General features: G+C 43.0%; 27 protein-coding genes. 5 read left to right on the top strand and 22 right to left on the bottom strand.

The window, feature by feature from the left end; genetic code table 11:
- Nucleotides 1–294 (top strand): zinc ribbon domain-containing protein (locus H6G79_RS30805; protein ID WP_191049389.1); only part of this gene is annotated, 294 nt, incomplete at its 5' end.
- Nucleotides 295–305: 11 nt separating this feature from the next.
- Here H6G79_RS30805 and H6G79_RS30800 read toward each other — a convergent pair.
- The 7 genes from H6G79_RS30800 to H6G79_RS30770 all read right to left on the bottom strand — a co-directional run bounded on the left by H6G79_RS30800 (nt 306) and on the right by H6G79_RS30770 (nt 4,212).
- On the bottom strand, nt 306–863 hold the full coding sequence (locus H6G79_RS30800) for a dihydrofolate reductase family protein (RefSeq protein ID WP_190595261.1): 558 nt from the start codon (nt 861–863) through the stop codon (nt 306–308).
- Between the two features lie 79 nt (nt 864–942).
- Nucleotides 943–1,620 (bottom strand): helix-turn-helix domain-containing protein, encoded by a 678-nt coding sequence (locus H6G79_RS30795; RefSeq protein ID WP_190595262.1) that lies wholly within the window; start codon nt 1,618–1,620, stop codon nt 943–945.
- A 66-nt stretch (nt 1,621–1,686) separates the two neighbouring features.
- Nucleotides 1,687–2,487, bottom strand: a complete 801-nt coding sequence (locus H6G79_RS30790) for an RMD1 family protein (RefSeq protein WP_190595263.1) — start codon at nt 2,485–2,487, stop codon at nt 1,687–1,689.
- Between the two features lie 104 nt (nt 2,488–2,591).
- Nucleotides 2,592–2,834, bottom strand: coding sequence for a hypothetical protein (locus tag H6G79_RS30785; RefSeq protein ID WP_190595264.1), 243 nt, complete (start codon nt 2,832–2,834; stop codon nt 2,592–2,594).
- Between the two features lie 64 nt (nt 2,835–2,898).
- The gene (locus H6G79_RS30780; protein WP_190595265.1) at nt 2,899–3,237 is read right to left on the bottom strand and encodes a hypothetical protein; all 339 of its coding nucleotides are present in this window, start codon (nt 3,235–3,237) and stop codon (nt 2,899–2,901) included.
- Between the two features lie 205 nt (nt 3,238–3,442).
- Nucleotides 3,443–4,042, bottom strand: a complete 600-nt coding sequence (locus tag H6G79_RS30775; protein ID WP_242048642.1) for a hypothetical protein — start codon at nt 4,040–4,042, stop codon at nt 3,443–3,445.
- Between the two features lie 5 nt (nt 4,043–4,047).
- Nucleotides 4,048–4,212, bottom strand: a complete 165-nt coding sequence (locus tag H6G79_RS30770; protein WP_190595266.1) for a hypothetical protein — start codon at nt 4,210–4,212, stop codon at nt 4,048–4,050.
- A gap of 33 nt (nt 4,213–4,245) precedes the next feature.
- Between H6G79_RS30770 and H6G79_RS36540 the strand changes: the two genes are divergently transcribed.
- Entirely contained in the window at nt 4,246–4,419 is a 174-nt protein-coding gene (locus H6G79_RS36540) for a hypothetical protein (RefSeq protein ID WP_206758808.1), read from the top strand.
- Nucleotides 4,420–5,158: 739 nt separating this feature from the next.
- On the opposite strand, the gene H6G79_RS30765 is transcribed toward H6G79_RS36540, so the two are convergent.
- The 7 genes from H6G79_RS30765 to H6G79_RS30735 all read right to left on the bottom strand — a co-directional run bounded on the left by H6G79_RS30765 (nt 5,159) and on the right by H6G79_RS30735 (nt 9,233).
- Complete coding sequence (locus tag H6G79_RS30765; RefSeq protein ID WP_242048640.1) at nt 5,159–5,665, bottom strand: DUF6714 family protein; 507 nt, start codon at nt 5,663–5,665, stop codon at nt 5,159–5,161.
- The gene (locus tag H6G79_RS30760; RefSeq protein ID WP_396019822.1) at nt 5,638–6,120 is read right to left on the bottom strand and encodes a putative Ig domain-containing protein; all 483 of its coding nucleotides are present in this window, start codon (nt 6,118–6,120) and stop codon (nt 5,638–5,640) included. The genes H6G79_RS30765 and H6G79_RS30760 overlap by 28 nt, the downstream gene beginning before the upstream one ends.
- Before the next feature lie 90 nt (nt 6,121–6,210).
- Complete coding sequence (locus H6G79_RS30755) at nt 6,211–7,062, bottom strand: Rpn family recombination-promoting nuclease/putative transposase (RefSeq protein ID WP_190595267.1); 852 nt, start codon at nt 7,060–7,062, stop codon at nt 6,211–6,213.
- Between the two features lie 160 nt (nt 7,063–7,222).
- Nucleotides 7,223–7,612 carry a hypothetical protein gene (locus H6G79_RS30750; protein ID WP_191049388.1) on the bottom strand — a complete coding sequence of 130 codons (390 nt, stop codon included), beginning with the start codon at nt 7,610–7,612 and terminating at the stop codon, nt 7,223–7,225.
- Nucleotides 7,613–7,691: 79 nt separating this feature from the next.
- A complete protein-coding gene (locus H6G79_RS30745) occupies nt 7,692–8,219 on the bottom strand; it encodes a hypothetical protein (protein WP_191049387.1) in 528 nt (175 codons plus the stop codon).
- A gap of 45 nt (nt 8,220–8,264) precedes the next feature.
- Nucleotides 8,265–8,576: a hypothetical protein gene (locus H6G79_RS30740; protein ID WP_190594308.1), complete on the bottom strand. Its 312-nt coding sequence runs from the start codon at nt 8,574–8,576 to the stop codon at nt 8,265–8,267.
- A gap of 78 nt (nt 8,577–8,654) precedes the next feature.
- Entirely contained in the window at nt 8,655–9,233 is a 579-nt protein-coding gene (locus H6G79_RS30735; protein ID WP_190594309.1) for a hypothetical protein, read from the bottom strand.
- A gap of 253 nt (nt 9,234–9,486) precedes the next feature.
- Between H6G79_RS30735 and H6G79_RS30730 the strand changes: the two genes are divergently transcribed.
- The 3 genes from H6G79_RS30730 to H6G79_RS30720 all read left to right on the top strand — a co-directional run bounded on the left by H6G79_RS30730 (nt 9,487) and on the right by H6G79_RS30720 (nt 13,032).
- Entirely contained in the window at nt 9,487–9,750 is a 264-nt protein-coding gene (locus H6G79_RS30730) for a hypothetical protein (protein ID WP_190594310.1), read from the top strand.
- Between the two features lie 211 nt (nt 9,751–9,961).
- Entirely contained in the window at nt 9,962–11,692 is a 1,731-nt protein-coding gene (locus tag H6G79_RS37050) for a hypothetical protein (protein ID WP_242048638.1), read from the top strand.
- A gap of 101 nt (nt 11,693–11,793) precedes the next feature.
- The gene (locus H6G79_RS30720) at nt 11,794–13,032 is read left to right on the top strand and encodes a hypothetical protein (RefSeq protein WP_190594311.1); all 1,239 of its coding nucleotides are present in this window, start codon (nt 11,794–11,796) and stop codon (nt 13,030–13,032) included.
- Nucleotides 13,033–13,105: 73 nt separating this feature from the next.
- Here the strand turns inward: H6G79_RS30720 and H6G79_RS30715 are convergent, their stop codons facing one another.
- The 8 genes from H6G79_RS30715 to H6G79_RS30680 all read right to left on the bottom strand — a co-directional run bounded on the left by H6G79_RS30715 (nt 13,106) and on the right by H6G79_RS30680 (nt 23,754).
- Nucleotides 13,106–14,617, bottom strand: a complete 1,512-nt coding sequence (locus H6G79_RS30715; protein WP_190594312.1) for an S-layer homology domain-containing protein — start codon at nt 14,615–14,617, stop codon at nt 13,106–13,108.
- 604 nt (nt 14,618–15,221) lie between these two features.
- Entirely contained in the window at nt 15,222–17,486 is a 2,265-nt protein-coding gene (locus tag H6G79_RS30710) for a hypothetical protein (RefSeq protein ID WP_190594313.1), read from the bottom strand.
- Between the two features lie 58 nt (nt 17,487–17,544).
- Entirely contained in the window at nt 17,545–18,519 is a 975-nt protein-coding gene (locus H6G79_RS30705) for a hypothetical protein (RefSeq protein WP_190594314.1), read from the bottom strand.
- Nucleotides 18,520–18,708: 189 nt separating this feature from the next.
- Nucleotides 18,709–18,948, bottom strand: a complete 240-nt coding sequence (locus H6G79_RS30700; protein WP_242048636.1) for a four helix bundle protein — start codon at nt 18,946–18,948, stop codon at nt 18,709–18,711.
- A gap of 19 nt (nt 18,949–18,967) precedes the next feature.
- Nucleotides 18,968–19,756, bottom strand: a complete 789-nt coding sequence (locus H6G79_RS30695) for a hypothetical protein (protein WP_190594315.1) — start codon at nt 19,754–19,756, stop codon at nt 18,968–18,970.
- Nucleotides 19,743–20,129, bottom strand: coding sequence for a hypothetical protein (locus H6G79_RS30690; RefSeq protein ID WP_190594316.1), 387 nt, complete (start codon nt 20,127–20,129; stop codon nt 19,743–19,745). The genes H6G79_RS30695 and H6G79_RS30690 overlap by 14 nt, the downstream gene beginning before the upstream one ends.
- Nucleotides 20,119–21,375, bottom strand: a complete 1,257-nt coding sequence (locus H6G79_RS30685) for a hypothetical protein (RefSeq protein WP_190594317.1) — start codon at nt 21,373–21,375, stop codon at nt 20,119–20,121. The genes H6G79_RS30690 and H6G79_RS30685 overlap by 11 nt, the downstream gene beginning before the upstream one ends.
- 63 nt (nt 21,376–21,438) lie before the next feature.
- Nucleotides 21,439–23,754, bottom strand: coding sequence for a hypothetical protein (locus tag H6G79_RS30680; protein WP_190594318.1), 2,316 nt, complete (start codon nt 23,752–23,754; stop codon nt 21,439–21,441).
- Nucleotides 23,755–23,762 lie beyond the last annotated feature (8 nt).

Here is a 23,762-nt window from a genome sequence, read left to right as displayed (position 1 = left end):
AGAAAAATCTCTGATTTGGCGTTTGGAGAGTTTCTACAAATACTAGAATGGGTTGCCAAAAAGAAGAAAAAGAGGGTTGTTTTCATCGACCAATGGTATCCCAGCACTAAGACCTGCTCTTGCTGTGGTCATGTTTTAGAAGAGTTGGATTTATCTATTAGAGAATGGCGCTGCCCATCTTGCCAATCAGTAAATGGAAGGGATGAAAACGCCAGTCGTAATATTTGTGCAGTCGGGGCATCGACTGTTGGGTTAAGTGATGTAAGTCGGGTCATACCTGCTATCGCTGTTTGAGCCTAGAATCCTCACGCCTTTAGGCTGGGGAGTATGTCAAGCTCTGGTTCATAGACGAGTGCCACAACACCTGAACCGAACGTTTGTGATTGCAATAGCTTCAAAGTCACAGTAGTATCCCCTTGGAACAAGTGCTTGCCTTTGCCTACAACTACTGGGTAAACAAGCAGCCGATAGAAATCCACAAGCTCGTGCCGAATGAGAGTTTGCACAAGTGCGGCACTGCCATAGACCAGAATGCCCTGTCCGTCTTGCTGCTTGAGCCGGGCGATTTCTTCGACGATATTGTCTTGGATGAGTATTGAGTTGTTCCACTCTACTGCGTTCAATGTCTTGGACACCACGTATTTGCGGACGTTATTCATGTATGAAGCCCCGTCATCAGTGCTGTTTGGCCAGGCGGCAGCGAACCCTTGATAAGTGATGCGCCCCAGGAGCAAAGTATCACTGGTGAGTTGTTCTTGATCTTTAAACTGAGCGATGTCGTCATTCCAATAGGGCGCAGTCCAAGCAGGTTCTTCTATAACGCCATCGAGTGACATGAATTCAGTGACGACTAGTTTTCGCATGGTGTTATCCTTTTACCATTTGCTGTTTAGCGCAATTATGGTGCAAGCAAGAGAAAGTAGTCTTGGAAAAAAACGCAAACTATGGAACCGCGATGGGACTGATTTGCGCGGGAGTTTTGCCAATAAAGTGCTTGAGGGAATTAGTCAGATGTGCCTGATCGAAGTACCCTAGCTCGAAGGCAGTGTCTAAAATAGATGTACCTTGCTCAAGCAAGCAGACGGCACGGTGGGCGCGTTCAATCTGCTGAATCGTCTTTTGGGTTAATCCGGTTGCCTGTAAGAAACGATACTGTAAGGAACGTAGCGATATGTCGGGCTTGTGTCCCTGTATTGCCACCTCAACCACCGGATCTCGCACAAGTATCCCCTGATGAATCAGTCTGTTGATGAACACGTCAGCATTTTCAAAAGTTGGAAGTTCCCACACTAAGCCATGTAGCCAGAAACAATTGCTTGATGCTTCAGGAAGAGTGGCATCGTGTCTATCTACAAGAGTTTTCACCCGAAGATGGGGCATAAACGTGCCAAGTTTGAAGGTGATGCCAAAGAACTCAGCTTCTGCTGGGAAATCGGCAAGGGAGGCTTTAGTCTCCGGGCCGCGTGCGACAATCTTCGTCTTGCCGTTGAAGGTGGTGATGACGATCTCCCAGTGACTGACGGCTGAGGAAGTAAAACTACCAGCACTCGCGCTCTTGGTGTGCCAAATCTTTTCGACAAAAGACGAGTTTGCCGACCTTGTTTCAAATACAAATTCCATACTGTCTTCGATCAGAATAGCAGAACTATTGGACAGCGTTGAGTGGGCAGTAAGCAAAGAAAGCTTTCACCCTTTGAATATAATGTCGTACAGTGACAGCAGAATTTCCACCACAATCAAAATCACGACATACCACTCTACTCGCTGGCTACTACTATGCTGCATGAACTCCAGTACCGTTTGTGCAGTTTGGGTAATTAGCTCTAGTTTGCGCTCCAAGGCATGATGACGTTCACGGATTTCGTATTCATCCTCCAAGCGCAGATATAAGTTTTCTAATTGTGGCGATTCCCAAAGCAACTCTGGCTTATCGATAATCTCGACTCGACCGACTATCTTATGTTGAACTAACAAAGTTGTGCCTAATTGACGCAGTAATTCCCGACTCTGCCGCCGACTTCGGTCTTCGCGCTGGAGACTAGCAGCGAAAGGTTCAATTTGATCAAATACCGCCGCTATACTAATTTCATAATGAGACAGCACAACGCTTTTGGCGAGAATGTCAGCCACGATTTGCAAGCGTTCTACACTCAATTCACGCAGAAAAATTTTTCCTTCCTTGACTCGCTCATTCTCGACAATGTTGAGATGAACTTCCACTTCTTCCGTCTCAGGGTTGCTAAATGAGTCATGCACTAAAGATGATAGCCCCCTTAAAAAGTCTGCCTTTTCTTCTCTCGCAAGGTTAAACAGAACAACTACACCATAGCCCAGCAGTACAGCACAACCGCACTCACCAGCTTTCACCATGACAGGCATAGTCGCCAAGCAATCATAGTTTTCTAATTTCTTTAGATCAATCTTTTTACCAAGAAATAGGGCTTGTGCTTGAAAGCTATCTCTATCACTAAAAATGAGTTTCTGCATTGTTGCCGCTTCTAAAAGTTTGGACAAAGTTACCACAAGTGGATAATTTAGACAAACCCAACTACACGGTATAAGTTAGCTCAACTTTTCGCTTTCAACCAACCTTACCTCACCCAATTAACAACTGTGCTTGGAGGCACACAAAGGTTTTTTGCTATTTCACGGCAACTGTAATTGTCGAGAACTGGGCGAGTAGAATACCCTAAAGAATTCAATTTTCTCGTAACTGCTGATACTGTGCGATGATAACCCCGTCTTTTGAGCCGAAAAGCTATTTGCTTTGGGGTATACATCTCGGCCATTTCGTCGAGGGTTGCTAATTCATTGTCATCCCATTTAATACCCATAACTAAACTCCTGATATTTAATGCTGATAAATCAAATATTTCAGGCAGGTTTTGTAGTTTTTTATTAGTTTGCTTCTACCGCCCGTACTTGCTTTAATTGTTTGTACTCGTCCCAATTTCTGGGATTGTGGCGTGATAACATTGCTTCTTCAAAATCCCAATTCTGCGAACCTTTATCAAACAATTCAATCGCAGCATCAAACCCGCATTGCAAAAATCTGGTGTACGATTCTTCCGACCAGAGAATTGATTGAGCAATTGCTATTAAAAGATTGAGATTAGTCTCACTTGCCGCACCTTCAGCCTGTAGCCAATTAATTGTGTTGAGTAATTGTTGTTTAGCAGAAGCCGTAGTTGATTCTGGTAGTGCAGCGATAGGGGTAAATCCTGTTAGTTGTTTCATGTATTTTGTATTCTTTTTGCAATGAGTATCATTGAATACTTGAAAATAATGAGTATGCCTTGTATTTTGGGAAACACTTTTTAACTGTTTATTTGCTGTACTGTAAAAATATCGAAACTACGATCACTAGCGTTACCTCATCTCGTTATGAGAGCGGGGTTTTCACATCAGCAATTGAAAACCCCATGAATTAACGAGTTTTTAATTACCGTCTTCTACTGGGTACAACCGCCTGATTCTGCGGCTGCAATGATGCCCGTGCCTCTGCTTCCGAAACTGCTGGCAATGCTGGCCTAATCTCTGCATTTAACGCCCATCTTTCGTAAGTCTCGTTTGTAACCCAGCCCAATGTCGCCCCAGACTCCGCACCAGACCGGATCATCTCAGCAGCTTCGAGTGCATCTTTCTCAAAATCAGACTGCGGATTGCGGTAACTCCACTGAATAAACCAATACGTACCAAGCGCACCTTCTACTTTCTGGAACTCGGCACAGAAGATGTAGTTTTTGAGGACAGATGCGATCGCCGCATAGCAATACTCTTTCGGATCTCCTGGCATTCCTTCCTCACACCATTGCTGAAACGCACGGTGAGCGAAATGGTTGTACAGTCCGGCAAAACTGTCTTTACTCCGCCTGTGCATCAAGAACGAAAGCAGCATCGAAGCCTGACCCTTGAACTGGTCTTTTAACCCACCAGCAACGGGAATTACCCACAGTTCTGTAAACGCTTCATTGGTAAAGTTTTCATTGATTGTGAGTAAACGGTCAGGGCGAGAAATAGCGATGTCAAAGACAAGCCGCAAAGCGTCTACGCAAAATCAGCCTTGTTACCTTTGAGATAACCACCCTGCTGTGCTTCTAGAATTGTTAGCTTGGGTGGACAATCGAGAAGAAATTGCCCGTATTCTTTGGCGCAGTTGGCTTGGCTCGGTGGAATGAGAAAGACGCTGTTGTTGATTTTGATGGTTTCCATGTCTGTATATGTGTTGATAAATACTACGGTGTTGTGGTGATTGTTGTAATATGGGGTTATGACAATCTCATGCTTTCTAGAATTGCCTGGATGAAAAACACCCAGGCGATTATTTTTAGCCCTAGTCAGCAATATCTAATGCAGGACTTTGATTTGGTTCAAGTTCCAACTTCAAATAAGAAAGCGCAGTTTCAGCGTCACCAATAGTCAGGTCAGGCTGATATCCAAATGTTAGATAATCGGGGTGTGTGGCGATTTCTTTGAGGATGAATTTTCCAGCATCAACTAAATAATGCAGAGATGGATAAGGTGGTTGGATGATTTCTTCAACCGTAGAGTTCTCTGCTACAACAGTGACACCAACTGCGTTTAATTAGTGTTTCAGCATTTGGATTTGGCGCAGATAGCTGTTAAATTCTGTCTCCAAAACTGTTTTTAATTCCTGTGGCGAAAGCAGTTTGATGTCAATACCTTCCGGTTAAGATATCTCTTCGTTGAAGCAGCACTGGTGCGGAGGAGCAGACAGGCAGGGGAGAGGGTACCTTCGTTCTCCCTTGCACCCCTGCACCTCTGTTGCCAAGATACTTTCTCAATCATGGAGACGCTACGCGAACACGAGTGAATTCCTTATCCGAAAAGTATTGGGCTGGTTCGTGAAAACCAAACGATAGTAGTTGAAGACTTAGCAGTTAAGAGCATAGTCAAAAATCTTAAGCTTGCCTAATGCCTGAGTGGGATGACATTGACACACGCAGAGCGCAGAGAGATCGCCCGATACTGTCGTCTAAGTAGAACGGTGCAAATAAACAGAACTATTTAACGAAAAGTAAAGTGGCTTGAAAACCTTTACCCTCCTGCCTTGTCATAACGACAATTTTTAACACTGACCTACTTACTCACAGAGAAAACCATAACAAGTTGACAGTAAGGTTTTTCTGATGGGGATTTAAGCCCCTGTTATTTGTTGATTTTTGATATAATCTTCCCATTGCCAGACAATTTCCAGTTCTGCTTGACTTTCTGCATTTTCACCATGTTCGCCAACGACAAACCGTAGAAAAGCAGCAATTGCCAAAGCTTGGTGACGATCAAAACCATAAACTTTAATCACCTCAATAGGGGTACTTTTTCGTAAACTTCCCAACATTCTTGAAATCTTAAAAAACGGCACAGATAGACTAATATGCCCTTCAAGAGCGGCGATGATAAATGCGGGTAGATAGTAGCGAGTTCCTCTTTCGTCCATAAATGATAAGGCTGATTCAAAATTGATGAGGGTTGCATAGGGAATTTCCATCCAGTGATTTTCGGTATCTTGCGATCGGGCGGCAACAACTTCCTCGTCAGTACAGTAATTGTCGAGAGCGATCGCTTGGTGTAAAGTGATGCCATCGCCAAGTTCTATATGTGCAAATGCAGTTTGAATCAGATCGATAACTGTGCTTTTATCCATTGCATAACCAAATTGTGAACCGTTGCCGCATCAATAGTAATACCAGGAGGTACAGACAAGAGTTGATAGGTCAAGCGATCGCCTGTATCTGGGTCAGTTGCTTGCACCTGATACTGGTAAGCACTGCCAACATTAGCGACATACGCAGGAGTGGAGGTGATGCTAGGAGCGTGATTGATTGCAGTCGCGCCAACCTCAATATTGAAAGTTTGGATTGTGGCATTGCCTTGGCTATCAGTAACGATAACCTCAACAGTTTGAGAAGCACCCTGACTAGCTTGGGGTGTCCACCGAACAGTGCCGTTGCTGTCAATAGACATCCCGGCGGGAGCGCGACCTAAGCTGAAAGTGAGTGCATCATTTTCTGGATCATTGGCAACGACATTATAAGTGTATTGCTGATTCAGTGCGGCTTTGGTAACGGGATTTGAGACAATCGCTGGTGGAGCGTTAATTCCAGTTACAGTCAGTGTAAACTCTTGAACAGCAAACGCACCGTGGGTTTAGAACGGAAGTTGGACGTTAGAATAATCAGTACAATCTAATCAATTCTCTTGTTGCATTCGTGCTTGTAATTGCTGCACTTGCTCCAACGTTAACCCTGTTACGCGCACAATTGTTTCAGTTGTCATACCCTCACGTAGTAAATTCAATGCAATATCTTCTTTTGCCTTTTGAGCGCCTTCTTCTTGCCAACTAGTAACAATTTCCATAACTTCCTCCTGCTCATCTAACCCCATTGTACTGATTGCTGCTTGAAAGACCTGTTTTTCAGTCTCGTCCAATCGCAAATAAGTATCCACAAACCCAGAAATTAATTGCATTCGGGCTGGGTCTAGTTTTAAGGTTGCCAGCAATCGCAAACATTCTGCTTTTACCTGCGGACGCTCTTGTTTGGGAATATTCATTTTCGACATCAATGCTGCGGCTACTGGATTTGGTTGAGTTAGAAAATCCCGCCAGCTTAAACGATTGAGTTGAATAGCAGCAAACTGAAATTCCAACACATTGAAATCGCCAAATGTAACGCGATAGTGTTGAGGTTCAGGACGTAATGGTTCATCAAAAGAAAAAATCACCACTGGATAAATTGGTAAATCATATTTTTCGTGCAGTCGAGCAAAATACTTAAACATCCGCTTGGCAAATTCTTTCTTGGTGTAAGACTGATTTTCGACATGGATTAAAAAACAAGTTTCTTGTCCTTGGTAACGCACTTGCGCCAGTAAATCAATTTCCTTTTTTTCTCCAGAAGTGACATCAGTCAACACTTCCTGGGGTAAAAACTGAATTGAATCACGGTCTATCTGGCTGGAAATTTGTGGTAAAAATAAATCGAGAAATTCCACAAAAAAGGTAGATAATAATTCTTTGAATAGTCTGTCATGGTCAATCATAATTTGTTTGTCATCTGAAACATTAATAGCAATTATGCCAGTATTATACCTTGATTAATTAATAGTAAATTAAGTTATTATATTAGATAAAATTAAAAATGTGGCGACTCACTTTTGGAATCGCCTTGTTCTAATTATTGTGCCTTTCTCTGTGAGATAACTACCCCGCCAAATACTTTACAACCTGCGGATCTATCGCTGCAATGTGTTTTCTAATTGACGCAGGCGGGTTCTTAAAAAACTGCTTCAAATCCCGACTTTTGACTTGATAACAACTGGTACAACGCTTTTTAGCTTTTAACCAACCTTGTCTGACCCAATAAGTAACAGTAGTCGGGTGTAAGCAAAGATTTTTTGCAATCTCACTACAACTGTAATTATCAAGAATTGGGCGAGTAGAATACCCCAAAGAATACAATTTATTCTTAACGGCTGATACTGTGCGATAATAACCGCGTCTTTTTAGCCGAAAAACTATTTGTTCCGGGGTGTACATCTCTGCCATTTCTTCGAGAGTTCCTAGCTCTTTTTCTGCCCATTTAGTACACATTAGTAAACCTCCAAAAAATTTATCAAAATAGGACTAATATTTTTAGTGGCGATTTGTAATTGAATCGCCACCACAGAGTTCATTTGCTATTTCCTGGAAGCTCAAGTTCTACTTCCAAATAAGAAAGCGCAGTGTCAGCATCACCAATAGTCAGGTCGGGTTGATATTCTAGTGTTAAATAATCGGGATGTTTGGCAATTTCTTTGAGGATGAACTTTCCGGCATCAACCAAATCGTGCAAAGGTGGATAACTTGGTTGAGTGGTTCCTCCAAGTGTAGAGTTAGCAGCTAAAACAATTGCAGGAATAGCATCTAATTGATGTTTTAGTGATTGAATTTGACGCTGATGATTCTGGATTTCTGCCTCTAACGTTGTTTTTAATTCTTGTGGTGAAAGTAGATTTATTTCATCTTCAGTACGATGTTCTTCATCTTCACCGTGCTTGTCAAGCAACAGAATATAACGCCAACCTGCACCGTATTCGTCTGCTAGATACGTGTCCTCGGCGTAATACTTGAGTCCGATGATTTGACCGTGTTCTGTTCGTTGTCCAAAGCCAAAGCGTGGGTAATGCCAACCCGGAGGGATTGAGATCGTGGGTTCCATTGTTTTAGTTAGTGAATGGTTATTTGTTGAGATAGAAAATCTGATTTACGCTGCAATATTTTCGTCAGTTGTTTTGGTCATACTTGCAGCTAGAAGAAAATCATCGAGCGCCACTACTGCATTCAGTGGCTTGGCGTAACGAATCTGATCTACTCCACTTGACCAGTGCGTGAGGTGTTGAAACACCAAACCCAGCATTGATTCGCCTTTGTAAACACGGTAGATTTTGGGACAAGCACCGCTACAGTAAACCAGCGTGTAACCAGAGATTTTAATTAACTCTGCGTTTGGGTGTGTTGGTGATAGAAGTATTGGTTTGCAGCACTCGCCCCAGTCAGGATCTTGAAGGAAAGACATATTTGCTGTATTTTGCATTCATCGTGGTGAGAGAGCGATCGCTGTTGAAGGATGCGATCGCCTTTTCTACTTGCGGTACTATGCGGCTACTGGTTGTCTGATTCCCAATAGTGCGATCGCTGCATCAATACTGTCAGTTGTGCGACTGCCCCCCAATGGCCTTTGTCTGCTGTACCATTGATCTGCGCGGTTGTATCCTACAAACCCCACTCTTCGGTTGTTGAAATAAAGGGTCGTGCTAAACGAGAGCCAGTCAATCTCTCCGTGAGTTAAACCGTATCTGTGACAAGCTGTTTCTAATTCGTCGCTCAGGCGATCGTTGCGTTCTCTTGGGGTTTCGGGTAGTGTTGCTTTAACTTCTGCAACTCTTTTGGAAAACCAGTCTCGGTCGAATGGCAAACGTCCACCGTCTACTAGTTGCACCCATACGGTGATTCCGGCTTCGAGCCAAATTGTGCGGATTGATTCGGGATCTACTTCGATAATCTCGGCAATGATGCGGCGGTCACGAGATGTAAGCGGGTCGGTAGTTTGGGTTGCTTGTTTGGCTTGCGTTTCGAGGTGGTTGTAAAATTCGGACTGTGCTGTGGTTTGCTCGTCTATTGTGTTGCAGTTGAAGGCTTTGGATACTTGCGTTGGATAAGTGAAATGATTCATAATGAGGATCTCCTACCTCTTAATGGGGTTAGGTTTTCGCAAAGGGCAGTCGCTAGTTTTCCAGACAGGGCGATTGCCTTTTGTTTTTTAATCTAAACTTAGTATAAACAATTTGATGTACATTGTCAACACATTTGTACTGACAAAAATAGTGAGGAAGTTGCAGTAACAAGGCTATATTGTTAGTACACTTGTCATGACTTAAGTAGATTGGTAGCTTGAGAATGGCAAAACGTATGGACAGGAATCATATATGAATGCAGACAACCGAATAATGGTGCGAATTAGCACTGAAAAGAAAGAAGCTTTCATGAACAAAGTCAAGCAAGAAGGGAAAAACGCCTCTGAGGTACTTTTAGACTTGATTGATAGCTATCTGGGGGTTTTGTCTAGAAATAATGAACTAGAGGAGTTAAAACAAGGGCTACGCGAGGAAATTAAAGCAGAACTTCGGCAGGAGCTAGGAGGTGAAATTGCGTTACTCAAGCAGCAACTGTTGGGGGAATTAGCCGCCTGAGAGAAGAGAATGAGTCTCTCAGGCAAATGCGAGATCGAATTCTAGACAGTATCAAAGAAAAGCCCGCCAATGATTAGGCGGGTTTAGTTTTTTGTGGTTCACTTTGTACATACTATGTTAGTCTAAATGTCATGACAAAATAAAAACCTCCCTAGTGATGTTTTCCAGGCAGACACTAGGGAGGGTAGTTTCACGAACGGTTTTTAAGTTCATGACTACACAAACAATATCAAATACCCCTGCTTTATGCACCCAGGAGAATGCTGTTATTGACCAGTACACTGTTAAAACAGCATCTACGCCTAATTTTGGCATTCTCAACACCAGCATCAAAGAAACCTTCACCGCCATCGACCGCTTTGAATGGCAAGCTGTCGAGGAAATATTACAGATGCGTGACAATCAGCTTTATCGTGAAGCTGGCTATAAAAGTTTTGAGGAATACTGCCAAGCTGAGTTATCTGCTTGGGGTGGCTACCGCAGAATCAATCAACTGCTGGGAGCCAAAAAAGTTAGGGACACGGCTGATGAATTGGGCGAACACATTAAAAATGAGCGTCAAGCCCGTTCATTACTACGGCTAGTCAAGGAACCAGAAAAACTAAAACAGGCTGTTGCGATCGCACTCCAGCAAAACCCTTCACCCAGCGAATCAGACTTTGCATCTGCGGCTAACAAGGTGGTTCCTCGTCTGCCACGCCAAAAAGCTCAGGAACCATTGGTTCCGAAAATTGAAGAACCAATATTTCACCAAAATCAGGAACCATTGGTTCCTAAAACCAACACAGTCAAAGTCACCTCACCAACTCACCCCCGCTACGGTGAAGAAGGAACCATCGAAGCAGACGCACCGAACAACTGGCAACAGATTGTGACTTTTGCGGATGGTGATAGAGAACTGGTGAACAATGTGGATTTGAGTAATGATGGCGCAATTGAGTCATTTAGCCAAGAAAGAACCTACCCCAAAGAATACGTCGAAGCGATCGCCCAACTCAAGCAGCAACACCAGCAAGAATTGGAACGGTTAGAACAGGATTTGAGGATTGGGTTACAGGCGGAAGCTGCTGAATTGGCAGAACAACAAGTTCAAGAGCAATTGACCGCTTTACAAAACCTGTTTCAGCAGCAGAAGGAAGAAAACATCCAATTACAACATCGACTTTTCGAGTTGGAAGGCTTGAGGCAGTTGGAGCTTGAGAACCAACGGTTACAGCGACGTATTCAGGAACTAGAAAATGTCGTACAAGAACGTCCGGCTCAGGAATGGAGCAATACTCTCACCAAACAGGCAACCAAGGCTCTCAATAAACAAGTCAAGAAAGCTTTGGATGAAACAATTGATCTGCGATCGCTTGCCGAAGAACCACCCAAGGAAAATGCCCAAGAATGCTTACGGCTCATGGGTATTGCGTTGGGTAATCTGGCCAGTGCCATGAACAATACCCAAGCCCTGCAAGCTGCGGCGTTAATTCTGGGGAGTGAACCAACCCAAAGCGCGATCGCATATCGAGCCGAGCAACTGCAACTCATACCCCAAGCAGTTAGTGATATTCGGGCTGTATTATCCAAGCCTGGGTGTAGCTGGTGGGACTATCTGGAAGTGGCGCAGGAATACGAGGTTATCAAAGCTGACTACTGGGCAGAGTTGACCCCACAAGAGACAGAGTTAATTGCTGTCCTTGAGAAAACTGAATCCTCACTCATTACGGAACCATTGGTTCCTGACGAAGCCCTTAACAAGTCTGGTTCTTCTGATAGCGAACTGATTATTGGGCTTGGGTCGATTGTTGCCCACGCGGATATCTACTGCGCTTTGTACAACGCCAAGGGTGAAGTTATCGAAGACATGGGGGATGAGGTCTGGGTGGCTTGGCAGCATTGGAAAGACAAACCGAAAAAGACTGACCGATATTTCAAGAACGAATTGCGGCTTTTGTAACACGTAGATTGTGACTTTTTAGACAACGTTTCCAACTATTCATAACCCAGCGTTATCGCTTGGGTGAAATTGTTGTGCGCCAATACTTAGGAGATTGTAAAATGACAGCAACCATTACAAAACCCACCAAAAAGCCTACTAAGGAGAAACCACAGTCTCCATACAAACGGCTTCATGTAATCATCCCCATTGAAGATATGTTGTGGGCTTCGCAACAAAAACCATCAGTCAATCAATTATGGCAGGAATGTTGGACATCTGACCCATTCGGTTCGCGGTGGATGCCCCTATCAACAAACCTGGGCTACAGCAGTTTCATCTGTGCAAAGAAAATTCTCTCTGAAAGTGGTCTGTTCATTTTTAAGCCGGACAAATCAATACAAGACGGACGCGAGACAGTTGGCTGGATGGTGCAGAATTTGCATGGCAGTCGCATGAAAGAGTTTTGGGAGAAGGTCAATACTGAAAAACCAAATTCCACAAAACAAGAATCAAATGCTGAGAATGCAGAGGTGAATGCTAGTTCTGAAGAAATGCGTTGTAATTACACAGCGTCTATTTCAGATAAAACGCAGTCAGAGCAAGGGTTCTACGAACCCTCACGAACTGTTCAGAAACACCTCACAAACTCTTCAGTAGAGTTTGTGAGGTGTGTTTCTTCCACGCAAAACAAAAATTTGTGTGTTGATGAGACGGCTGACGCGCCCCCAAAAGGCGCGTCGCCTCAAACTGTCCTTGGCGTGGAAGAGAAAGAAGAGTTACCTGCGGTAACGGACTGCACGACGCTTACGCTTGTGGATGCTGTGCCGAGTCAATCTGCTTCGTTGGTAGAAAAGAATCAGGAATTGGGTGTTGACCAGGAAATCATTCATGAGGACAATTTTTCCACCGCCCCTGCCGATTCAAATTTTGAAAACCTCAATCAGTCCCAAAACCAAGCTCAACAGAGCCTATCTGCTTCGTTGGTAGAAAAGAACCAGGAACTGGGTGATGAGTTGGGAGTCACCCATGAAGACACAATTACCGCCGCCCCTGCCGAGTCGAATTTGCCAGCACAGGAACCAAAAGCCCATTCTGAAGGCGTTTGTGCTGTAGCGGCTGATTCAGATCCTGAAAAATGGTCTTATGAGGCAGTCGTTGAGAGATCAAGAATACGACCCTGGCGGATGGAAAAGCTCAAGATAGCGGAACAATGGCGCGAAAATCCAGGGGATGATTTCTTGATGGAGTGTTGGGCTGATGACCCTGCTTTGAGGATTGTGATCAAAAAACTGGTGGCGAAGTGTCCGCAGTGGGGCTTGGTTGCGGCGGATGGGATGCTGGTGAAGTGGGAGGGGTAGCGATCGCTCTCAAAAAGAAGGAGTATACTTTAACAGATGCGTTTACTTTTACGCTGTGCTGCTTTCATGATGGTTAATTTAAAGAGGATGATTCTATTTCGGGCATTTCTTTCTTCAACACCATTGCTTGGTAAAGCATAACAGTTACCTCTGCACGAGTAGCATTTTTAGTAGGATTTAATTTTTGGGGATTGGGATAGTTGATAATTAATTGATTGAAACTTGCACTTACCACTGCTTCTTTAGACCACTCCGGGATACTATTTGCATCTTCATATATATTGAGCTTTGTTTTATCTTGCGTGGTGCTTAACTTTAATCCACTAACTAAAGAAGCAATTACCTCTACCTTTTGAATAGTATCTTCAGGATGAAAATTTTTGTCTGGAAAACCTTTGAGATATTGGCTTGCGTTAGCTTTTTGAATATTCTTCTCTGCCCAATGAGTAGGTTTTAAATCTTTAAACTTTATAGGAAGATTACTTTCTGGTAGTTGAAAAGCCTTACTCAGTAGTGTGGCATATTCCGCACGAGTTAGATAGGCATCAGGCTTAAAAGTTCCGTCTGGAAAACCTAAAATAATTCCTTTAGTAACTAATGGACGAATCCATTTAGCAGCCCAATGGTTTTCAATATCACTGATGGGAACAGGTGCAGTCATAGGCAGGATTTTAACCGTAACATTTTGAGGTATTGATAACTGTGAATTTTCTTGGATAACTCCCGGACTCACCATTAATGTATCTCCTGATTTCACTTGCTTGAGCGCACGCGACAACGTTTTAAACGGTGCGTATTCATTACCTTGATTAATATCATTTCCATTTACTGGATCAATATAAAGAGTAGATATATTTAAAGAATGCTTAGGCGATTTTATGATTTGAGTGAACCAAAACGACAACAAAACTACAGCTATAATAGTGCCTATAAAGATTGACTTATGATTTTTAAAAAAATAGTAAGATTGCTTTATTTCTATTGGTGGATAATATGGCAAAGGTAATTTGTCTGATGGATTCAGTTGTAATTCTTTAGCCTGTTGAAGTAGTTTTTCTGTAACAGGATCAGTGATTTCTATCTTTTGTTGTATGAATTGTGCTAGATTGAGAGTAGTTTTAGCTTGCTCTTGTATAGTTTGAGTTTCAATTAAGCTACTTTCTACCTTCTGCTGTGTGACTTGAATTTGAGAGAGGACAAGTTCGGCTTGTAGTTGTACAGATTGAGTTTGATTTAAGATAATTTCGGCTTTCTGTTGTGCGGCTTGAGTTTGAGAAATAGCAAGTTCTGCTTGCTGCTGTGCAGTTTCAACAACTGTTGATACATTAACCGAAATTGGAGCTTTTTCAATCGGATTTTGAGTCAAAGCAACATCATCATTTAAGACATCAGAATGTTCAACTAGTTTAGAAGAGGTTTTTATCTGTTTGTCTTGAATATTCAATGGATTTTGCGAATTATCCCCGATTGCTGGTGTATTGGAGGAAATAGTAGTTGACTTGCTATCTGCTTGAGTTGGCTGTTCTACTTTTCCATTAGGTTTTAGAGATATTGATGAAGTTGTTGGCTTTTGATAATCGGGCATATTCTCATTGTGGGCTGTAGAACAAGTAATTTCATCGTTAGTTGTCTCTACAGAGGAGTTTTGCAAGTCTTCCTCAAGTCCAAATAAAGATTTGAAAACTTTATAGTTTTGCAGAGCGTTAGAATCTTCTTCGGGCTGTGTATCTGGAGTTATTGGTAGCCCTAGAAATAGAAATTGTAGAACTTCTAAATTACCTTGTGTGTTTTTTGCTACTTCTGTTGATTTTCGTTCTGGCATGGAATGTATGCTCCTTTTTCTTATAAGTAACTCATTGAGAAAAAACCGAACTATGTTAAGAAAAGCTAACTAACCTAAAACCCTTTCCCATCCTGCCTTCTGCCTCCTACCTGCTGCCTTTTCTCAGCTACAAATATTTACGCCGCTCTACTTATTCTTTTTTATATTCCTTTTTAAAAAAATGACTTGATCAAGAGTATGGTCGCATTTTCATCCAGTGTTTCACAATTTACACACTAGTTGTGATGATATGTGCGTACACGCGATGTTACACTTTCACCCCACCTTGGCGATCACATTTTCATCCCATCTCCGTTGCAATCACACAATTCATACCCTAGTTTTGACTTCGATATCTCGTGAAAAGTTACCGGATGTAGCTTTTGATTTCGTCTGTTGTCTTTTCTATAAAAGTCGAGATTGCCTTCAGATGCTCGCTTGCTTTGTTCAAGAAAGACTTGCGAGGAGGCTGCATAAGCACATCAAACTTAGTTGGATCTTGGGCATTTTGAACGACTGAGTATCCCCAAACAATGCCTTGGTTAAAGATAATACCGTCTTTACTACTCAACTCAACAACATATTGAGCGAATTTGGTGTTAGTCACTCCTTTGAAAGATCCCTTATCGAAGCTATTATTCAATTCTTTAGGTGTATCAATCAGCCAACACTCAGTTGGTGATAAAAATCGTTTCAATTCACCCTCATAATATGAGGAAGAAATTTTGTCGTGGTCGTTCCCATATAAACACTTGCCTATCGTGATGGGATGATCGTCTGGTTCTCTTTTGTCCACATTCCATTGCTGGACGACCGTATGGTCAAATATCTTTGTTTGTGGGAAGATAAGTTGAATAAGTCCTACTGTGTTCTGTTGATTACCTCCTCTGCAAAAATTCACTTTGAATTCTGCTCCATAGTGAAGAGCTACGCCATCTTCAAAGCGATTATCTGGTGCTTTTACGTAGGGATATAATTCCAGTTGAAATTTGTCTAAATCGTACTGTTGTTTTGGATACGTTCCATTATCTCCAGATATCAATTTCGTTTGTGACACTTCTGGAGAAGTTGGAGTAACAGCCGTACCCTTAGTTTTAGGTGCTTGAGACGATGATTTTGGTTGTTTAACAGATCCCTTTGAACCTTTTTGACCAAATTGTACCGCTTGCCAAGGTTGATCTACACTGAGCGCAGCTACATCTGCTGCTAATTCTTCATCATCGAAATCGAAAGATTGGGCTTTTGTAGATATATTTTCATGGTCTGATTCAGAGTCTTCTTCTGTATAGGCTAATGATGTACTTTCCTGTTCATCTAATAGGCGATCAAATTCATCAAAACGCTGTTCTAACGAAAATGTACCCAAATCAAATGCTGTCGCATGAGCCATATTTCTGCCCATTTGGTCAAAAATATCGTGAGGGCTTGATTTCTTGGGTGCTACAGATTGGGCTTGGGATGGAAGCACTGGTTGAAGTTGAGGTGAGGGCGGTAGTGGCGCGGGTGTTTTTGCTGGAGGTTCGTAAACTTTTTCACCCCGCATGATAGCTGCTAAATCGGCTGCAAACGCTTCGGCATCGGCAGTGCGATCGCTCACAGTACCATGCTCTAGCTCATCAAAATCATTATCGCTCAAGGCTTCAACGGGTTGAGCCGACTTAAGCGGTGGACTCAGTGGTGTCACCACAGTAGCATTAACAGGAATTGCCACAGCATCGTGACTCTTCTGAGGTGTAGGCTTTACTGGTTCATCATCGTCAGTATCAAATCCATAAGACTGACTATTGTTTAACTCTTCTGGTTTGGGTTCTAACTGCTCATCATCGACATCGAATCCATAAGCCCGACTAGCACTATAATCTTCATCTACTGGTGCTGATGCTGGTTCTTCTTCTACCTCAAAAGCTTCGACTTCAAAAGGTAATGATTCATCCTCGAAACTATGGCTACTTTCATCAGTAGGCAACCAGTCAAAAGTAGATGCGGTAGGATAAGCGGATAGTTCGTATTCTAAGGCGATCGCCTCATCCCAGTCAAAAGCCTGTGCTTCTACATCCTGACTAAAGGATTCTGCCACTGCAAATTGTTGCGCTGCAAGGTTTTTGTGAGTTGGCTTTAAAACTTTCTGCTCTAAAGCAAATAGAGAATGGGATTCTGATAAAGCTGGTTCATCTAATTCTGTATTTTCTGCTTCTTCGGCAAATTGATGTGCTTGTCCGTTTCTAGAAGAGGTGAATACACTTTGCTCTAAGGTAAATAGAGAATGAGATTCAGCCAGTGGGTTCTCGTTTAACTGGGGTGTTTCTTCATCTTCAATGGTAAAGGCTTCTACATCATAGGTGGGGATGTTTTCTGATTGCAGATCAAAACCCCGACTAGTGTAAGCTTCAGGATCATCATCATCTTCTTCGCCATACTGGCTACTCATCGACTCGAAATCAGGCTCGGTATTTTCCTGATATTCTAAAGCGATCGCTTCTCCGACATCAAAGGCTTGTGTGGTTGTCTGCGGAATCTCTTCCTCTTGCTCATCGGTGAATTGCTCAGATGTCTGCTGGTCAGTTATTTTATTGAATAAACTATACTCAAGTGCAAACAGTGAACCGTTGTTAGAATGCAGGAAATTAGACATAAAAGACTCCAAATCTCATAAATTTATTAGTAAACGTGGTATAATAAAAAACTAAATTTTACTCATAGATTTCTGAAGTATACGCATCTGAAAAAAAGTAGTTTGTATCTGCAACAGAAACCTGCTCATCTTGATTAGTAGGTTTCACAATTTCTGTTTCTTCAAATACATCAACCAATACAGACTCGGAATCATCGGTTTTAGTCTGTTTTTTTGCGTCTATGTTTGGTTGTGCGATCGCTTCATTGGGGGCTGTAAAAACCAATACAGATAGGGAATTGTCAGTATTGGTAAGTTCTGTACTGTCTGTTTTCTCTGGTGCGTTTGTCGAAGACGTTGCCGAAGGCATCGCCTCGGCTGCGACTTCAATTGTCTGAACACTGGAGAGGTTTTCCGCTTCTAACTCATCTGGGCTAGTTTGTCTAGCGGACTGTATGATTTGCAGTAGTGATGTATACGACGGTTCATCACTGGAGAACGCCTGCTCTGAACTAGCGAAAGCTTCTGCTGAGTCGGCTTCTGGAAGATGAATGTCTGGAATATGTAAAGATAATTTCTCCTGACTTGGTATATTTTTTGCAGGGGGCTGAGGGGAATAGGAAATTGAGACAGATGCAGAGGTGCTAAATCTTGGCGGTTCTAATATATTGTTGTCTGTTAATGGCTCTAACTCATGCTGCTGACTTTGAAAATGGGTAAGATTTTTTTGCCAACGCTGATTGGCGTGATTATTTAGGGTATGAGCTAATGCTACATAAGAAAAGGGTTGTGACTGGTTTCTCGATACATTCAGCCTGGGAGATGAAATTAGGCGATCGCTCTCTACTTCTTCTGGTTCATAATCATCTTGCGGCTGTTCGCCATAAAACCTGATTTGCTGGCTGTATGGGGCGGGAAATTCCTTAACTTCTTCATCTTCTAGTTCTTCAGATTCTAAATCATTCTGCTGCTGTTGGGGCGAAGTCTTCCATCCCATCAGTTCTTGCTCTAGAGCTAACAGGCGATTATTACTGCGAGAGTTGGGAGTAAACATGGTAGTTGGAATGGGGAATAGGGAATGGGGAATAGGGAATGGGGAATAGGGAATGGGGAACAGAAGTTATTGTTCTAGCTTTTTAATAAGAGCAATAATCATTCTGCTCTCTTCTTGGAGCAAAGAAATTATCAAGTCTATATCTTGTTTTTCACATAGTCTTACCCTTTCAGATAAAATAATATGTGTTTATAATTCGTTAATTGACCCTTGGGCAATATTAAGAAATCTGATATACTCGGCTGTTGATCTTCTCCCATATCCTTCTGCTATATTAGCTGGAATAGATGCCGCAGACCTCCTAATTTGTTGTACCATTCCGTACAATTCATTTTTAGGGAAAATTTGAGTCAAAAAATAGCACTTTTCGGCTATATCTATGCCTTTTTGCCAAATTCTCAAGTCTTTAAAATCATTGATGTCTGACATCTAAAAACCCTTTATTTATTCATACGGTTTCCTTTTTTCTGTTCCCTGTTCCCTGTTCCCCCATTTGTAAATTCATTGTCACAATGGCATAGGGATCAAGGGCGATTTTTAACTGGCTTTCTTTGTCTTGTAAATGAGTATTATTCACCTGTATTTTCAATTCCTTGGGATTAGCTGAAATCACCTCTACCTGTTCGTTATTAATAGCAGCGACGGGGAATTGATCGAGGGATTGGGCGATCGCTAAATTCTCGCCTTCCAGTGTGATAATAGTTTTGCCTTGAGCTTGGGACAGGCTGGCTTTAGAAACGGTGGGTGCTAATTTTTTGCGGCTGGATTGGTTAATCAGATTGGCGAGTCCTTGGTAATCGACTTTGTTATCTGTAACCTTTTCAATATCGACATTTTGCTCTTCAATCGTGCGCCGCAAGTCTTCAGCAGAGCGAATCCCTAGTTTTTTGAGTTCCTTTTTTTCGGGTTCTGGTAGGGGAACTTCTTCTAAGGAAATATCATTGCGGGTGAGGGGTTTTCTAGCAACTTCTTGGATTTGGTGATCGCGGATTGAACCGAGTTGAAAGGTGACTTTAGAAGCTCCTGTTTCCCCTGGTTGAGCGGTAATGAATCGGACTGTTTCACCGTCAAATTCGGGAAAGATTTGTAAGTCAAGAGAGACATCTTTCACGGTATAGGTTAATTTTCGATTCATACCCTTGACAGACAGGGTATCTTGAGCTTTATCAAGCTCATAGATTAATGAATCGAGGAAGGTTTCCAGATTCCAGGAGCGGTTGTTGCTATTCGTCGCCATCCTCTCTCACTACCGTTAGCCTCATTTGATGGAATACGGGCATGATGGTGGTTTTCACCAATTGGGTGGGGGGTGAACCTTTGAGGTTTACCTTGCCGTCATGGTTTACAGTTACTTTGAGTTCGATCGGCATATCGACCGTTAGTTGCGCGATCGTCATAGCAAATCCTGTGTTGCGATCGACTTGTTGTTTTTCGTAATTTGTGAGTTCCTCTACGAGTTGGGAAAAAGGCATTAATAAAGTGCGATCGGGTGGTTTTGGGGGTGTTGTTGCTGCATCGAATAAATCCAGTTTTGGCGGGTTTGGATAGGTTGACTTAACTGGATTTGTTGCAGCAGGAGTGGGTGAGGTCAGCTTATTTTCAGGTTCCATTGCGACGCGCCTCCTCTTTCGATTCAAGATTTACGGGGTAAACTCCAACAGGCTGGTCGAAGATGACTTTCATACCGTTGAGGAGAACGGGTTCATCCGACATTGCCACCGTGAAACCGTACTCATGATGGGGAAAAAGGCTTTGAGATGCGCTAATTGGTTGGATCTCAAAAGTGGCTAAGACAGGTGCATGATCGCTAGGCCAACCGCTTCCGGGAACAGTGTTTTTTTCTCTTTTACTATATTCGCTATTCTGATCTTTTTCATGGCCTAGCAATATACAATCCATATTTTTTAAATGGTTAGAAGTAACAAAGTAGTCTGCAATCATTCCATTTCCATTATGGGGAAAATTCGTTACTTTTGGAAGAACTCCTTGATATGTAGTCCTCTTTGGTTTCACTAATATACAGCGATTATCAGCTAAAAAATCTTTCCACTTTTTGTTAGGCGGCGAAGGTAAAGGTATATTCGGTGTCTCTTTCTCTCCCGTCTCTTGGACATACCAATCACCAGCCAAAATCCATAAGTCATTACCAGCAATTTGTGTTGCTCCCCATATATAATCACGGGCACTTTCTTCAACTTTGTAACTTGGTGAAGTATGTACAATTCCTAGAAGAAAAGTTTTTCCAGTCTTTTTTAACTTTCTCATTACCACAGGTCTATGGTATACCCATGTTATTTTTTCTTTTTCCTTTAAGCTCGTTTCCTCTGGCTTTCTCTCAAAAATGCCATATTCAGGACGATCGGGTTGAGATTTGCCGCGTCCTATTTTAAGCGAGTTTTGAATCACAAATGTTTCTAAGATTTCAATTTCGTTTGAATAAAAAGCAGCATAATATTCATTTTGTAACCCCAGTTTTTTGCCTGTGTACTCAGTGTCAGTAGTTTCTAAGTGTGGTCCCCAGGTTACTTTATAAACTTTATCTCCTATTTTTTTTGGAAAATCAGAAAAGCCAAAAGGTTGATTTACCTCTTGTAAAACAAGCAAATCGGGAAGGAATTTAGTCAAAATATAATCAATGCTAGCGCACTTTTCTCGTAGAGATTCACTAGCGGGAGTTATATGATTTATATTCCAAGTACAAATACTAATACTAATGTTTGGTTGAGTTTGTTCTTCTATGGGGGCTGATTGTTTTCTGCTTCTTTTCGGAGGTAATGCTCCATCTTTTGTGTAAAAATCGGGAGTTGCTGTTGTCCGATCAAGAGAACGTTTTTTCCCTGGTGTTGAACTTGTCATATACATTATCCTCTTCTGTTGATTTTACAGATATTTCAAATTCCGTTTAATGTTCCTAAATATCTAAGTATTCACTCCAATAAAATGAGCCACAGCAGGCATCGGAAAATAAACCAGATGTTCCTTCAACGCCAGCACATGACCATTCCCATTACTCTGATCTACCTGCTTCAAAAACACCTGTTGCAACTTGAACTCTGGGTAAACCCACAACGCCACAGTTTGTCGAGGTTTGCCGCTAAATTTCACCTCGGTGCGGGCAGCATGGCTAAACCGTCCCTTAAACTCTGAAGACACTAAAGCTGCCAACTCTGCTTCACTTAACTGGGGATGGTTAAACACTTGCCCCAGCAGTTCATTTAACCCATAGGGACTGACAATTAAACCCGATTTCAGCCTGCTCTTTCGACCCGCTAAATCTTCTTCCAAGACTTGAGTCACCGTTTCCATACGGGCATTTTCTGTGCGATGTGTCTCCAGAACGTAATAGTATTTGCATTCAAAATTCATCCGCCGCACATCATCGGTGAAATCACCCTGCCAAACCTTGTGCCAGTAAGGACGGAAGCGTTCTACATCATTGAGCGGTACGGTTTGACCTGTGCCTTCAACCCGGTCAAACAAGTATTCGCCCACTAATGTAATTAGTTGCATGGTACTCGTACCCAACCGTTTGACCTGTTTGGTTTTCTTCGATCTCCCCTGCCAAACTAAAGTGACACAAACCAAATACTCATGATTGGGAGCGAGTTTTTTCAGTTGTTCTTTACTGATTCTGGGAACTACACTCACCACACCAGAACTAGCACTTTCAATCCGATAGTTTTGCTCAATTACTATCTTTAACGTCTTGGGATGTTTCACCAGCAGTTGCAACCGGGCTTTTCTCACAGGCTGGGGTGTTTCCAACTTGAGCGGAAAAGAAATATCCTGGTCATGGCGATAGAGGAAACGCGACTTCCCGCGCATCATCACCAGAGTAACATCAGCAAACCCCAGCGTCACTGCACCGACTCGCTGATAGACCAAATCTGGGGTAGCAGAAGCTGCCAAAGCCAGACTCAACGCCATCAATACCGCCTGATCTTCCCCATCTTCATGCTCATCCAAACCCAACATCGTACTCATCTGCCCAGATGTCGCCTTCTGTGGATTGAGTAATGAACCAAACAAGTTGCCCAGTTGGGGGCCGAACATCGAAAGCAAACTTGGAGCAAGTTTCAGTAATTGTGGCCCAACGGCAGATAATATTCCTGCTATTGCTGGAATAAACATCGATTCCGCATACTCGGCTGACAGGGAATTGGCGTACTCTGATGACATAGAGAAACCATAAGCCTCTGGCTCCTCTTCTTCTGACATGGAGAAGCCATAAGCATCTGCATCATACCCTAGAGCAGAATAATAATTTTGAGCCGACATTGCCAATGACTTTGCCCTTGCCATTGTTGGTCGAGCTGCCACAGGCGCACGCCTCATCACTGGCTGAACCCCTGGTGTCGCTGCTGGTCTTCTTGCCGCAACTGGAGTTCTGGGTTGTGCCACGGGAGCATTGACCGCATTAACAACGGGAGCCACAGCAGGAGCAGCCCCTGTTTGTCCTGGTGCGGCAGCACTGCCCACCTGGTGAAGCAGCCCAGCGAGAACATTTGCTATCTGAGCGCCGTCTGGGGATTGTCCTGGCTGTCCCATCCCAGGATCGACCCCTGCCGTTCCTCCTGCGGTAGTGGCTCCTCCGCCCATAAGTTGGGGCAGCAATCCGCCGATGATGCCTGTCAACTGTGGTAATAACCCACTCAGCAAACTGGCTATTCCTCCCCCTCCGGCAGCACCAGGTGCGCCTGAGACAGCATCGGTAACAGCACCCAATACTGGGGCTGCTGCATTTAATAATGGTGCTGCCACGCTCTTGACAGCATTCAGTACTCCACCCAAGAACATAGCCTCACTCACAGGTGGCACTTCTCGATACTGAAAGGGAACTGTTTCGACAGATTGTTTATCCATAGCTGTTTCCAAAGTCGTTGCAAAGCTGAACGAAGTAACAGGTGCAGGGCTAATGCTCGTCACCTGAACAATGTCAGAGATAGCAGGGCCTTGCCGTTGCTGATTCCGAAAGCTGGTAATCTGGATAGCGCGATGCTGGTGATCGAATTTATTGTTGGGGACTTCTAGGATGGTTCTTCCCAGGCTTTCTTCTGGTAGGGGGCCGATTAAAGGCGATGTATAAATGGGGTCTTGCAGTTTTGTTAAACCATGAACCTGCTGCACCTCATCACCGCCAATCTCATAGGTGTAAAACCGATTTGTCCCCAAATCGACCTGAAATCGGCTCTTTGCCCCATCACTTTCTAAAAATCGCAAAATTGCCAGTGCCATAGCTTTTG

The organism is Anabaena sp. FACHB-83, from assembly GCF_014697485.1.
Classification (GTDB): Bacteria; Cyanobacteriota; Cyanobacteriia; order Cyanobacteriales; family Nostocaceae; genus Nostoc_B.
This window is presented reverse-complemented; position numbering and strand designations above follow the sequence as displayed.

Excerpts from the sequence above, each read along its gene's own strand:
- H6G79_RS30800 (WP_190595261.1), bottom strand. The coding sequence starts at position 863 with ATGCGAAAACTAGTCGTCACTGAATTCATGTCACTCGATGGCGTTATA.
- H6G79_RS30795 (WP_190595262.1), bottom strand. The coding sequence starts at position 1,620 with ATGGAATTTGTATTTGAAACAAGGTCGGCAAACTCGTCTTTTGTCGAA.
- H6G79_RS30790 (WP_190595263.1), bottom strand. The coding sequence starts at position 2,487 with ATGCAGAAACTCATTTTTAGTGATAGAGATAGCTTTCAAGCACAAGCC.
- H6G79_RS30785 (WP_190595264.1), bottom strand. The coding sequence starts at position 2,834 with ATGGGTATTAAATGGGATGACAATGAATTAGCAACCCTCGACGAAATG.
- H6G79_RS30780 (WP_190595265.1), bottom strand. The coding sequence starts at position 3,237 with ATGAAACAACTAACAGGATTTACCCCTATCGCTGCACTACCAGAATCA.
- H6G79_RS30770 (WP_190595266.1), bottom strand. The coding sequence starts at position 4,212 with ATGGAAACCATCAAAATCAACAACAGCGTCTTTCTCATTCCACCGAGC.
- H6G79_RS30765 (WP_242048640.1), bottom strand. The coding sequence starts at position 5,665 with ATGGATAAAAGCACAGTTATCGATCTGATTCAAACTGCATTTGCACAT.
- H6G79_RS30755 (WP_190595267.1), bottom strand. The coding sequence starts at position 7,062 with ATGATTGACCATGACAGACTATTCAAAGAATTATTATCTACCTTTTTT.
- H6G79_RS30750 (WP_191049388.1), bottom strand. The coding sequence starts at position 7,612 with ATGTGTACTAAATGGGCAGAAAAAGAGCTAGGAACTCTCGAAGAAATG.
- H6G79_RS30745 (WP_191049387.1), bottom strand. The coding sequence starts at position 8,219 with ATGGAACCCACGATCTCAATCCCTCCGGGTTGGCATTACCCACGCTTT.
- H6G79_RS30740 (WP_190594308.1), bottom strand. The coding sequence starts at position 8,576 with ATGTCTTTCCTTCAAGATCCTGACTGGGGCGAGTGCTGCAAACCAATA.
- H6G79_RS30735 (WP_190594309.1), bottom strand. The coding sequence starts at position 9,233 with ATGAATCATTTCACTTATCCAACGCAAGTATCCAAAGCCTTCAACTGC.
- H6G79_RS30730 (WP_190594310.1), top strand. The coding sequence starts at position 9,487 with ATGAATGCAGACAACCGAATAATGGTGCGAATTAGCACTGAAAAGAAA.
- H6G79_RS37050 (WP_242048638.1), top strand. The coding sequence starts at position 9,962 with ATGACTACACAAACAATATCAAATACCCCTGCTTTATGCACCCAGGAG.
- H6G79_RS30720 (WP_190594311.1), top strand. The coding sequence starts at position 11,794 with ATGACAGCAACCATTACAAAACCCACCAAAAAGCCTACTAAGGAGAAA.
- H6G79_RS30715 (WP_190594312.1), bottom strand. The coding sequence starts at position 14,617 with ATGCCCGATTATCAAAAGCCAACAACTTCATCAATATCTCTAAAACCT.
- H6G79_RS30710 (WP_190594313.1), bottom strand. The coding sequence starts at position 17,486 with ATGTCTAATTTCCTGCATTCTAACAACGGTTCACTGTTTGCACTTGAG.
- H6G79_RS30705 (WP_190594314.1), bottom strand. The coding sequence starts at position 18,519 with ATGTTTACTCCCAACTCTCGCAGTAATAATCGCCTGTTAGCTCTAGAG.
- H6G79_RS30700 (WP_242048636.1), bottom strand. The coding sequence starts at position 18,948 with ATGTCAGACATCAATGATTTTAAAGACTTGAGAATTTGGCAAAAAGGC.
- H6G79_RS30695 (WP_190594315.1), bottom strand. The coding sequence starts at position 19,756 with ATGGCGACGAATAGCAACAACCGCTCCTGGAATCTGGAAACCTTCCTC.
- H6G79_RS30690 (WP_190594316.1), bottom strand. The coding sequence starts at position 20,129 with ATGGAACCTGAAAATAAGCTGACCTCACCCACTCCTGCTGCAACAAAT.
- H6G79_RS30685 (WP_190594317.1), bottom strand. The coding sequence starts at position 21,375 with ATGACAAGTTCAACACCAGGGAAAAAACGTTCTCTTGATCGGACAACA.
- H6G79_RS30680 (WP_190594318.1), bottom strand. The coding sequence starts at position 23,754 with ATGGCACTGGCAATTTTGCGATTTTTAGAAAGTGATGGGGCAAAGAGC.